Consider the following 11,181-nt stretch of genomic DNA (forward strand, 5'->3'; position numbering starts at 1 on the left):
GGCGTGGCCAAGGCGGCCTTGGAAGCGAGCGTGCGTTATCTGGCGGTGGATTTTGGACCCAAGAACATCCGGGTGAATGCCATCTCCGCGGGTCCGATCCGCACCCTGGCCGCGGCGGGGATCGGCGATTTCAAGCACATCCTCAACTGGAACCGCGACAACGCCCCCATGCGCCGCAACGTCACCATCGAGGAGGTGGGGGAGTCGGCGTTGTATCTGTTGTCCGGGATGAGCAGCGGGGTGACGGGCGAGGTGTTGCATGTGGATGCCGGGTATCATGTGGTGGGCATGAAGGCAGTCGATCACGAGGAGGGCTGACCATCCCCCCGGACCGCGCGGCTCACGCTTCGGTTCTCCGACCGCCGACCGCTCCACCGTCACATCCAACCATCGGGAATCGGCATGTCCGGCAATGGCATTGGTATCCTGTTTCGCTTGACCACCTTTGGCGAGAGCCATGGTCCGGCCCTGGGCGGGGTGGTGGAGGGGTGTCCGGCGGGTTTGCCCCTCGTGGAGAGCGATCTGCAACGGGATCTGGATCGTCGTCGTCCGGGCACGAGCCGTTTCACCACCGGCAGACGCGAACCGGACCAGGTACGCATTCTTTCCGGGGTGTTCCAGGGGGTGACCACCGGCACGCCCATCGGTCTGATGATCGAAAATACCGATCAACGTTCCCGCGATTACTCCGAGATCCAGGATCTGTTCCGTCCTGGACACGCCGATTATGTCTACTGGCGCAAGTATGGCATCCGCGATTACCGTGGCGGCGGACGGGCCTCGGCGCGGGAGACCGCCTTGCGGGTCGCGGGCGGGGCGATCGCCCGCAAGCTGTTGGCCACCGTCGGGTTGGAGATTCGTGGCGCGTTGATCGCCATGGGTCCGGAGCGGATCGACCGCAATCAATGGGATTGGGAAGAGGTGGGACGCAACCCCTTTTTCTCGCCGGATGCGGCGGCGGTGAGTCGTTTCGAGCTGCTGATCGACGCGGTGCGCGCTGCCGGGGATTCGGTGGGCGCGACCGTCGAGGTGGTCGCCTCCGGGGTGGGCGTGGGGTGGGGCGAACCGGTGTTTGACCGGTTGGATGCCGATCTGGCCAAGGCGTTGATGAGCATCAACGCGGTCAAGGGGGTGGAGATCGGCGATGGGATGGAGATGGCGCGTGGTCGCGGCTCCATGCTCGCCGACGAGATGCTCCCCGCGCCGGATGGCGAGGTCACCTTTGTCAGCAACCACGCGGGCGGCATTCTGGGTGGACTCTCCACCGGCCAGGAGATCGTGGCCCGATTGGCCCTCAAGCCCACCTCCTCGATCCGCATTCCCAAGCGCACCGTGGATGTGCATGGCAATCCGCGTCAGGTGATCACCGAGGGGCGTCATGACCCGTGCGTGGGGATTCGCGCCGTGCCGGTGGCCGAGGCGATGATGGCCCTGACCTTGGCCGACCACTGGTTGCGCCACCGCAGCCGTCAGGGTTGGAAGCTGTAGCGCCGCGTCGTTGCCCGGCACTGGCCGTCAGGGGTGGAAGCCGGGGCGCGTCGCGCGCCGGTCTAATGGCGCGTTTTGGTGGTATGGCCCGCTTTGGGCGTCAAGGTGAAAACGAGCGAAAAACGCCCCATGTCGATGCGATCGCCGTTTTTCAGGCGCTCTTCCTGGATGCGTTCGTCGTTGAGATAGGTGCCGTTCTTGCTGGCCAGGTCGCGCAGGTAGTATTTTTCGCCGTTGGCCCTGGAGATGCGCATATGATGGCGCGATACCGCCGCGTTGGGCACGCGGATGTCGTTGTCCTTGGCCCGTCCGACCCGGATCGGCTCCTTGCCGACCGGGAACTCCTCGACCAGTTCCCCATCCCGGTACAAGATCAATCTGGCGCGTAGCGTGGTGCTCATGCGGTGCCTGGTGACGCGAGGTTAGCGTGCAACGTCCTTGTGGGGATTTCGCGGGTGAGGCGTGCGGGAGTGATCGCCCATCTGGCCCATGTGCCGGGAGGCGCGCGGATGCAGCCGGCCTTCGGCGTCCAGATACCGCACGGTGAGCAGGGTTTGTCCAACGCGAATGGCTGTCGATTCGGACAGGGGGGCGGGTTCTTCCAGTCGGTGCCAGGTGGCGTGACGCGGCTCCGGCGGACGCAGGAAGGTGCCATTGGAGCTGCCCAGATCCTCGATCATCCAGAATCCCTTGGCGTGCGGGAATATCCTGGCATGTTGCAACGAAACCCCCTGGTCTTGCAACAGAATACGGATGCCCTGGAACGGATGGAGATGGATCGCGGCCCTGCCGATCAGGAATTCCGCATGCTCCTGGACATGGTAGTGGAAGTCATAGCCGTTGCACTCCGGCTCCTGAATGTGGAACAGAAGTTGCGGGAAAACGCCGTTGGGCAGCAAGGAGGACGGGTTCGGCAAACGTTGCATGGCCATTTTTTCCGATTTGGCTGGATTGAGAGGCGATTGAGGGTCAGGAAAAGCAAGATGCGAGCCACCTCGGATGAGGGTATGCCCAGGAATGTTCGTCAACTTGCGGGAGAAGGGGATGATTCCCTCGCCTCCCATCCATGGACCGCCCTGACGGGCGTTCCATGGTAACTTGCGGGAGGAGGGGAGCATCCCTTCGCCCCCTATCCGTGTACTGCCCTGACGGGCGTTTCATGGCAAACGGTGATCCCCATGATTCAAGCCTTTCTCGAGCGGCTGTCGGGCGTGGACCGGCGGGACGGGGAACGTCTCTTCCCCACCTCCGACGGCAACGACGCGCCGCTGTTCTGGTTGCACACCTCCGCGGATGGGCCGGTGGAGGTGGTGACGGTGGCCCGTTTCGGGGAGGAGACCCGGCGGTGGGCCGGACGCATCGCGGCCCGTCCCGAGGGGGTGGTGGCGATTTTCGGACGCATGACCCTCTCCATGCTTGCGGCCTGGTTCGGGGCGATGCTGGCCGGTCGGCTGCCCACCTTTCTCTCCCACCCGAGCCGCAAGATCAGCTCCGAGGATTACGCCGTCAAGCTCGCCAACTACCGGGCCCGCTTTGGTGCCTGTCTGTTCGTCGGGGAGTCCCTCGACCGGGCGGTGTGCGCGGAGCTTTTGACGCCCGAGGATCCGGAACATGCCCTGGCGCCACCGGTTTTTCCGCCGGTCGTGCCGGATGTCCAGCGACCGCTTTTCCTGCAGTGCAGCTCCGGCACCACCGGGTTGCAGAAAGCGGTGGCGATCACGCCGGCCATGCTCGACCGGCAGGTGGCGGCGCATGCCGACGCGTTGCGGCTTGATCCGGCTTCGGATCGCATCGTCAGCTGGCTTCCGCTTTACCACGACATGGGACTGGCCGGGGTGTTCCTGCCGGCCCTGCTCACCCAAACCCCGCTCCATCTGCTGGATACCTTCGAATGGGCCGCCAATCCGGCTTGGCTGCTGGGGGTGATCGAACGCTCCCGCGCCACCCTCTGTTGGCTGCCCAATTTCGCCTTTTCGTGGCTGGCGCGGGTAGGCGGCACCCATGATTTGCGCACCGTGCGCGCCTTCATCAACTGCTCGGAACCGGTCTCGACAGGCGCCTTCGCACGATTCCAGGCGGCTTTCGGCGTGGATGGCGGACAGTTGGCGGTCTGCTACGCCCTGGCCGAGAACGTCTTTGCCGCCACGCTGACCCCTCTGGGTGAGCCGCCCGGCCTGTTGATCGTGGATCGCATGGCCCTGGCGCGGCGTCAGGTGGTGGTGCTTGGGGAGGGGCGGGCGGGTGATCCGCCGGAGGCCATCCCGCCGGGGGGCGCCGCGCTGTTCGACTGCGGCGTGCCGGTTGCGGGGGTGGGGGTGCGCATCGATTGCCGCTCGGACGCGGAGGATGTGGGCGAGATCCTCCTGTCCGGCCCGTGCGCGGTGTCGTCCCATCACGGGCAACCGCCTCCCCGCGACGACGGCTGGTTTCCCTCCGGCGATCTGGGTTTCTGGCGGGAGGGCCGGCTGTATGTCACCGGGCGGATCAAGGAGTTGATCATCCACAACGGCAAGAACATCCATCCCGCCGACGTGGAGGCCGCCGCCGAGGGGAGTGGCATTGTCCATCCCGGTCGGGTGGTGGCGGTGGGACGGCAGGATCCGGGATTGGACTCCGAACAGGTGCTGGTGCTCTTCGAACCGGCGGAGGAGTTGACCCCCGGGATGCGCCGTCAGCACTGCGCGCTGCTGCGTCAGAGGCTCGACGCTTTGTTCGACATCCGCTCCGAGGTCGATTGCGTGCCGCGCAACTGGTTGAAGAAGACCTCCAGCGGCAAGATGGCCCGCCTGGAGAATCTGCGCCGTTTTGAAACCGCCCTCAACACCACGGTCCATCTGGTCGGCGACAGCCATGTGCGGCTCTTCTGGAGCGGCCCGACCAGCCATCACAACCGCTACCGGCGCATCCAGGGGCACTGGGTGGGATTGCTGTGGTCCGAGAACTGGCGACAGAGCCTGCCCTTCTTCGCCGCTCTGGTCGAACGGCTTCAGCCGACCGATGTGCTGATCGTCTCTTGCGGCGAGCCGGAGTGCCGATCGATCTTTCCGGTCGATGCGGATCCACCGGCGCGCATCGCGCGCGCGGTGGGCGAGTATCGGGCCTTTTTCGGTCTGCTCAAGCGGCTCTGGCCCGGACGGCTGGCCTATTTGACCGGCATCCCCACCCATCCGGAGAACATCGACAACGGCGATCTCACCTGGCCGGTTCGCGGCACGCCGGAGGAACGCTACCGCTGGCAGGGAGCGTTCTATACGGCCATGCGTGCCCTCTGCGGGGAGTTGGTGATCCATTGTCTGGATCTTTGCACCCCGCTTCTGGGCGCGGACGGCTATCTGGATCCGGCCCTGCTGTGCGACAAGGCCCATCTGGATCCGGCCCACGAGGGGGTGGTTCTGAAACTTCTGACCGATCGGTTCGGTCATCTGGATCTGTCGCCCAACGATCCGGCTCCGGAGGAGCAGGTCTGGGACGGCTCCAGGGAGCACTTCCTGGCGTTGATGCGCCTGAAGGTCCGTTCGATCCAGCCCATGATCGAGGCGGCGGACTGGTCGCGGCTGGTGTCGGGTGGATTGCTCGACTCCCTGGCCATCGTGGCGCTGATCGCCATGCTCGATCGCACCTTCGGGTTCCAGATCGATCCGGCGCGGTTGCGGCGCGAGGATTTCGAATCCCTCGAACGGATCTGGGAGCGGTTCGGTCCCGTGGATCAAGAAGCAGCCCGACGCGGTGGGTGAAGAGGCCGACAATCAGTAGTTTCGGTATTGTGATTTCGCATGGTCTTCGATGATCTGCGCCAGCGCATTTTCATGCGACCTGTGGAGAGCATAAGGCCATCGTTGCCATTCAGGCGCTGGAGATCATTCAGGGAGATTTGCCACGTCGTGCCAGGGAGTTGGGTGCTGGATTGGGCGGAATTGCACCAGAAGGCCTTGTTGGCCAATTGGGCGTTGTGCCGTGAACAGCAGAACCCCTTGGCCATCGAAACCATTGCGCTGACTCAGGGAGCGAGCGGGTATGTATGCCTGGAATGTCGTGGATGCCCGACGCGTGGATCATCTTGAATGCTTCGTCATCTTTGCGGACGGTGTATCGGGACGGTGCGGATGTTGCCATCCCACTTGACAGGCGTGTTTGCCGTGCTGCGGGATCCGGAATTTTTCAAGCAGATGCGCGTCACGGATGGATAGGTTACCTGGCCCGGCGAACTCGATCTGGCCCCGGATGCCATGCACGACGAGATCGAACGGCACGGGGTGTGGGTGTTGAGTTGACGGTGGCGGCGGGTCACGCCCGATCCACGATCCAGTCGCCGATCACCAGATGGTCGAGGCCCATGGCGACAAAGGCCCGAAGCGCCTCCTCGGGGGTGTTGACCAGAGGTTGGCCATGGGGATTGAAGCTGGTGTCGAGCACCACCCCGAGTCCGGTCGCCGCGCGCATGGCGACAAGCAACCGCGCGTACCGGCCCGGATCCCCCTCTGCCACCATTTGCGGACGGCAGCTCCCCGCCGCGCCGCTCACCTCGGCCAGAAGCCCGCGAAAGGCCGGACGCAGCCGGTAGAGGCTGGTCATGCCGCGATCCGGAGCCCCCCGATGGTCCTCCAGAAGCCGTTCCGCCTCGCCGTCGAGCATCGCCGGACAGAACGGTTGATACCAGGCGCGTCGTTTCAGACGGCGGTTGAGCCGCTCCCGCAGGCCGGGCAGGTCGGGTCGGGCCAGCACGCTGCGTCCTCCCAGGGCGCGCGGTCCGTACTCCATGCGGCCCTGATGCCAGCCGAGGATCCGTCCATCGGTCAACAGGCGCGCCGCTTCCGGCACCGGATCGGCGTGGTGGCGATGGGGCAGACCGCTCCGGCGCAGGGCCGCTTCGATCTCCTTCGCGCTGGCCTCGGGTCCGAGAAACGGATGCTCCAGCAGGGGCATGGTCACCTGGGTGGCCGACAGGCAGGCCGCCCCAGCCGCCAGTCCCCCATCCCCCATGTGCGGGAAGACGTAACAACGCTCCACCTCCGGCAGCCGTCGGATCATCCCATTCAGCCGCACGTTGGCGAAGATTCCGCCTGCCAGGGCCACCCGGTTCAGGCCGGTCGCGGCCAGGGCGTGGCCGATCCAGGTCAAGACCCAGCTCTCCAAGGCCTGCTGGGCCATGGCCGCCAGGGTTTCGTTCGGATGACGCCAGTGGACCCGTCGCACGCTTCGTTCGAGATTCCCCACGGTGGCGCGGATCCGGAGTCCGTCGATGGCGAAGAGTTCCAGCAACGGGTTGTCGTCCGGATCGATCTCCGGGGCGTGATCGGCCAGGGCCATCACCTTGCCCTCGTCCTCGAGTTCGCGCAGATGCATCAGGCGGGTGACGCACTCGAAGAAGCTCCCCAATGAATCGCGCGCCGCCACCGAGGCCAGCGGTTCGAGCCGGCCATTCCGGAAGCGGTACAGCGAACCGGAGCGGCCATCGCCCACCCCGTCCAGGGTCGCCACCAGGGTGTCGTCCAGTCCGAGGCCAAAGGCCGCCGTGGCCGCGTGACACCGATGATGGTCGTGCCAGGTGACGGGAGCCTGGATGCCCAGGCGGCGCAGTTCAGGTTGCAACGCCAACTCCGACAGCCGGCGGGTGACGGTGTTGCCGGGCCAGCGGGTGACGACCCGTTTGGCGTTTTGCGTCCAGGGATCCAGGGGAGAGGGGGGGAGGAGGTGGCGGCGCAGCTGGTAATAGCGCTCCTTGGTGGCCGGCAGGAGGCGGGAGAGGGTTTTGGCCGGATCCGTGGTGCAGGCGGCGATGCGATCGATCCGGTCGGCGCGGATGGCGGCCTGGTTGAGACAGGCGGCGATGGCCAGGCGCGGAAAGGCGATCTCCAGCTTGCGGCGCGTCAGTCGTTCCTCGTTGATGGCGCAGGCGAGGCGACCATCGACGAGCAGCGCGGCGCCGGCGTCGTGGCCGTCCCAGAGTCCGAGGATGATCTCGCGCATGGTCGTGGATCCGTGCTGGTGTGGGTATCGGGGAGCGTGGGGTGTTCACATGCTTGGCATGGTCGATGCTTTATACCGTGACCAGGAGAATCACTTCAAGCCACGTCCGCAACCGATCGAGTGACCCATGCCCAGTTCCACCGTACCGACTCCGGATCCGCTTTTTGCACCGTTCCAGCGTCATTTGAGCGCCGAGAGGCGCTACTCCGACCACACCACCGCCGCCTATCTGGGGGATTTGACCCGTTTTGCCGCATTCTGGGAGCGACACACCGGTCAACCGTTGAACATGGCCACGCTGCCGACCGTTCGTCCCGTCGAATTGCGCGCCTTTCTGGCCCACGAGCGCAAGGAGGGGCTTGCCAAGGCCACCTTGCAGCGGCGTCTGGCCTCGGTGCGCGCCTGGTTCCGATTTCTGGAGAGTACCGGAGTGCTCACGCAAAATCCGGCGGCGCTGATCGCCGCGCCGAAGCTGGGGATCCGTCTGCCGCGCGCGCCCACCGAGGAGGAGACCGCCCGTCTGCTGGATGCGCCGCTGGACAACACGCCGCTCTCCAACCGGGAGATGCCCGCCTGGGCCGAAGCCAGGGATCGCGCCATCCTGGAGCTGCTTTACGGCTCGGGGTTGCGCGTTGGCGAGGTGTGCGGCCTCAACCGTCAGGATGTGGAACTCGACTTTGCTCAGGCGCGGGTGATGGGCAAGGGTGGCAAGGAGCGCATCGCTCCGCTGACCATGCCGTCGGTCCAGGCGTTGCGGCGCTATTTGCGCGAGCGGGACCAGGAGTGCCCGTTCGGGCGCGGCGCCCATGATCCGTTGTTCATCGGGGTGAACGAGACCGGCGATGACAGGCGTTTGAATCCGCGTCAGATCCAACGGTTGTTGCAAGGGTTGCGCCGTCGCCTCGGCCTGCCGGAGAAGATCACCCCTCATGCCCTGCGCCACGCCTTCGCCACCCATCTGTTGCAGGCCGGCGCCGATCTGCGCGCCATCCAGGAGTTGCTTGGCCATGCCTCCCTGGCCACCACCCAACGTTATGCCCATTTGGATTTCCAGGCGTTGAGCCGGGTCTACGACCAGGCCCATCCCCGGTCCCGGGCCGTGTGATGCCACCATGGGCCCGATCGTCAATCGTTTCCTCGAGCAGCTCGTGCTGCCACCCGGCGTGTTCCTGACCGGATTGTGCGTGGTGTGGTGGCTGCTGCATCGTCCCGCCCGTCTGGCGGCGGAGATCCGGGTGCGGCGGGCGGGTTGGGCCGTGGTCGTGCTGGGATCGTTTGCCTGGCTCGCCATGCTGCCGATCGTCGCGGATCGGATCGTCGGAAGTCGCCATCCCCCTCGGGAGACGGCACTGACCCGCGAGTCGATCCAGAGGAGCGATGCCGAGGCGATCGTGGTGTTGGGTACCGGACGCACGCCCAGGGCTCCGGAGTACGATGGCGAGGATACCGTGACCCTGGGTGGATTGGCGCGTGTTCGGTATGCGGCGCGTCTGCATCGTTTGACCGGTCTGCCGCTGTTGTTGGCCGGTGGATGTCCGTATGGGGAGAGCCGCTCGGAAGCGGCCATCATGCGCGATGTGCTCGAACAGGAGTTCCATGTCCCGGTGGCCTGGCTGGACGAAAAGAGCCGCGATACCAGGGAGAATGCCATCGAGGCCACCGCGATCCTGAAAGAGCGAGGGATGACGCGGATCCTCCTCGTGGTGCACAACCGCGACATGCCGCGTGCGCTCGAGGCTTTCGAGCGGGCGAGCGGGGGTGCGATCCGGGTGACTCCGGCGCCGATTCAGTTCCGACCGAAAATCGATCGGAGCCTCTCCTGGAACGCGGCCACCCTGTGGTCCATGGTCCCCAACGCCGATGCGCTCGCCCTGCTGTCAACCGAGCTGCACGAATGGCTCGGAGGGGTCTGGTATCGTCTGCGGGACCGCGGAGCCCATGACCCGAAAGGAGCGGTTTAACTCCCTTCCGGGTTTGCCAGCCGGGCGAGGCACAGACCGAGAATGTCCGCCAGATCCCGCAACAGATCGGTGGCATCGCTCGGCAGGAAACGGTTTGGCGTGGCCCCGCCCAGGTTCAGGGCGCCGATCAGTCCTTCCGGACCGCTTTCGAGATGGGTGAAGAGCGGGATCAGGGCTTCGGAACGGACCTGCGTGGAGGCTGGACCAAAGAAGATTTCACGGTTGAGCCCCTCCTGGCCCACGCGGATCAGCGGACGGGGCGCATCGCGCAGGATGTCGGCCAGCTGTTTGTGATCGACCAGAAAGAGCCGCTGGTCGAGATCGGGATCGGCTTGCAGCGGCGCGCACAGGCTCCAGAGTCCGGGGTGACGGTTGGAGATGGCGATGGTGGCGCGGTGGATGTCGAAGAGCCGCTCCGGATCGCCGGTGGCGATCAGCAGCAGTTCGCGCGGGTTGGGGGCGGTGACGAGGCGCATTTGAATGCGATGAAAGCTGGCATGAATCCGTTCGTTGCGACGGATCTGCTCCAGCATGGCATCGAGCTTGAGCGACAACTCTTCGTTCTTCTGGCGCAGGACGTTGAGTTGTCCGGTTTCGAGCGTGACCACCTTGCCCGAGCCCCCGGAGACGCTCGGGAGCAGCTCCGGATGGGTGTCGAGAAACTCCGGATGGGCGGTCAACCACAGTCGGACCCGTTCGGACGTGAGGTCATCGGGAGGTGTTTCGGCGTTCATGGCGGAATCCAGTCGGTTGGCGCGGCGATGAGTGTTGACGCAGTGCGGAAAAGATCCTATTTTTAGCGGAATCTCATGAACATTGGAAAGGTTTCATGGGTGGAAACGGTCAGGAGCAGAAATTTTTCAGGGAGTGAACATAAAAATCATGGCATGCGAGATTGATGAAGGCAACATTGAAAAAGTGGCTCGCTGCATGAAGGCATTGGCCCATCCGTTGCGTTTGAAGGTGATCGTGGCGCTGCGGGATCGCGAGTTGAGCGTGCAGGAGCTGGTCGATGCCGTGGGGACGACGCAATCCAATGTTTCGCAGCATTTGACCATCATGCGCGACAAGAACATCCTCGATTCGCGCCGCGAGGCCAATCAGGTGTTCTATCGGGTGGGCGATTGCAAGGTGTTGGATCTCGTCGCCCTGACACGCAGCATTTTTTGCGACTCACGCGGTGGCGCCACGGCGGCTGCCGCGGCTTTGGCCCAGGCGGCGGCGCTGGCCGGGGAGTTCGAGGAGGAGACGGTCGGCACGGGTCGGGAGTGAGACGGTTTCGCTGTCCGGAGTGCGTGTGGTTCGTGGGGGAGGGAGAGCATGGAGTGGATGCAACAGAATGGTCTGACGGTTCTGCTGACGCTGCTGTTTCTGGTGCTGGCGTTGAAGAATCCGGTCATGGCGCGGATTTACGGTGTGCGTTCGATCTCGGTGCATGAGCTGGCCAAACGGCTCGGGAACAAACCCGCGCCGTTGTTGATCGACGTGCGCACGCCCATGGAGTTCAACTCCGGTCACATTCCCGGCGCGCGCAACGAGCCGCTGGGAGAGCTGTCGAGGCGGATCGAGGCGTTGCGCCAGCTGGCCCAGGGCCGGGAGGTGGCGGTGGTCTGTCGCAGCGGCGCCCGCTCCCTGGGAGGTGCGGTGGTGCTGAAGAAGGCCGGCTGCGAAACCGTCTACAACGTCGCGGGCGGCATGTTGCAGTGGCAGGCGCAGGGATATCAGGCGCGCGGTTGAGGGTGTGCGTTCCGGGACCGGCGCGCGG

12 protein-coding genes are annotated in these 11,181 nt (G+C 65.1%); 8 read left to right on the top strand and 4 right to left on the bottom strand.

The annotated features are described in order from the left end of the window. Positions 1-318, top strand: a 318-nt coding sequence (locus ACV4UY_RS09285; RefSeq protein WP_491607323.1) for an SDR family oxidoreductase, incomplete at its 5' end; no start/stop codon positions are given. An 84-nt stretch (positions 319-402) separates the two neighbouring features. Beyond that, the gene (gene aroC / locus ACV4UY_RS09290; protein WP_491607324.1) at positions 403-1,488 is read left to right on the top strand and encodes a chorismate synthase; all 1,086 of its coding nucleotides are present in this window, start codon (positions 403-405) and stop codon (positions 1,486-1,488) included. Between the two features lie 62 nt (positions 1,489-1,550). On the opposite strand, the gene ACV4UY_RS09295 is transcribed toward aroC, so the two are convergent. Next, the gene (locus tag ACV4UY_RS09295) at positions 1,551-1,889 is read right to left on the bottom strand and encodes an FHA domain-containing protein (protein WP_491607325.1); all 339 of its coding nucleotides are present in this window, start codon (positions 1,887-1,889) and stop codon (positions 1,551-1,553) included. 21 nt (positions 1,890-1,910) lie between these two features. Beyond that, positions 1,911-2,414 carry an FHA domain-containing protein gene (locus tag ACV4UY_RS09300; RefSeq protein ID WP_491607326.1) on the bottom strand — a complete coding sequence of 168 codons (504 nt, stop codon included), beginning with the start codon at positions 2,412-2,414 and terminating at the stop codon, positions 1,911-1,913. A gap of 252 nt (positions 2,415-2,666) precedes the next feature. Here ACV4UY_RS09300 and ACV4UY_RS09305 point away from each other — a divergent pair, with 252 nt between their 5' ends. Together ACV4UY_RS09305 and ACV4UY_RS09310 are read left to right on the top strand one after the other, a co-directional pair. Next, on the top strand, positions 2,667-5,222 hold the full coding sequence (locus ACV4UY_RS09305; RefSeq protein ID WP_491607327.1) for an AMP-binding protein: 2,556 nt from the start codon (positions 2,667-2,669) through the stop codon (positions 5,220-5,222). A gap of 98 nt (positions 5,223-5,320) precedes the next feature. Continuing rightward, entirely contained in the window at positions 5,321-5,446 is a 126-nt protein-coding gene (locus ACV4UY_RS09310; RefSeq protein ID WP_491607373.1) for a hypothetical protein, read from the top strand. Between the two features lie 326 nt (positions 5,447-5,772). Here ACV4UY_RS09310 and ACV4UY_RS09315 read toward each other — a convergent pair whose 3' ends face one another. Then, positions 5,773-7,455, bottom strand: a complete 1,683-nt coding sequence (locus tag ACV4UY_RS09315) for a carbamoyltransferase C-terminal domain-containing protein (protein WP_491607328.1) — start codon at positions 7,453-7,455, stop codon at positions 5,773-5,775. Between the two features lie 127 nt (positions 7,456-7,582). On the opposite strand from ACV4UY_RS09315, the gene ACV4UY_RS09320 reads away from it, so the two are divergent. Both ACV4UY_RS09320 and ACV4UY_RS09325 read left to right on the top strand, forming a co-directional pair. Next, complete coding sequence (locus tag ACV4UY_RS09320; protein WP_491607329.1) at positions 7,583-8,560, top strand: tyrosine recombinase XerC; 978 nt, start codon at positions 7,583-7,585, stop codon at positions 8,558-8,560. Between the two features lie 7 nt (positions 8,561-8,567). Next, complete coding sequence (locus ACV4UY_RS09325; RefSeq protein ID WP_491607330.1) at positions 8,568-9,416, top strand: YdcF family protein; 849 nt, start codon at positions 8,568-8,570, stop codon at positions 9,414-9,416. Here ACV4UY_RS09325 and ACV4UY_RS09330 read toward each other — a convergent pair. Next, complete coding sequence (locus tag ACV4UY_RS09330; RefSeq protein ID WP_491607331.1) at positions 9,413-10,150, bottom strand: DUF484 family protein; 738 nt, start codon at positions 10,148-10,150, stop codon at positions 9,413-9,415. The genes ACV4UY_RS09325 and ACV4UY_RS09330 overlap by 4 nt on opposite strands. Before the next feature lie 196 nt (positions 10,151-10,346). Between ACV4UY_RS09330 and ACV4UY_RS09335 the strand changes: the two genes are divergently transcribed. After that, positions 10,347-10,688 carry an ArsR/SmtB family transcription factor gene (locus ACV4UY_RS09335; protein ID WP_420903619.1) on the top strand — a complete coding sequence of 114 codons (342 nt, stop codon included), beginning with the start codon at positions 10,347-10,349 and terminating at the stop codon, positions 10,686-10,688. Positions 10,689-10,736: 48 nt separating this feature from the next. After that, a complete protein-coding gene (locus ACV4UY_RS09340) occupies positions 10,737-11,153 on the top strand; it encodes a rhodanese-like domain-containing protein (RefSeq protein ID WP_491607332.1) in 417 nt (138 codons plus the stop codon). Positions 11,154-11,181 lie beyond the last annotated feature (28 nt).

It is taken from the genome of Candidatus Magnetaquiglobus sp. (assembly GCF_058402785.1).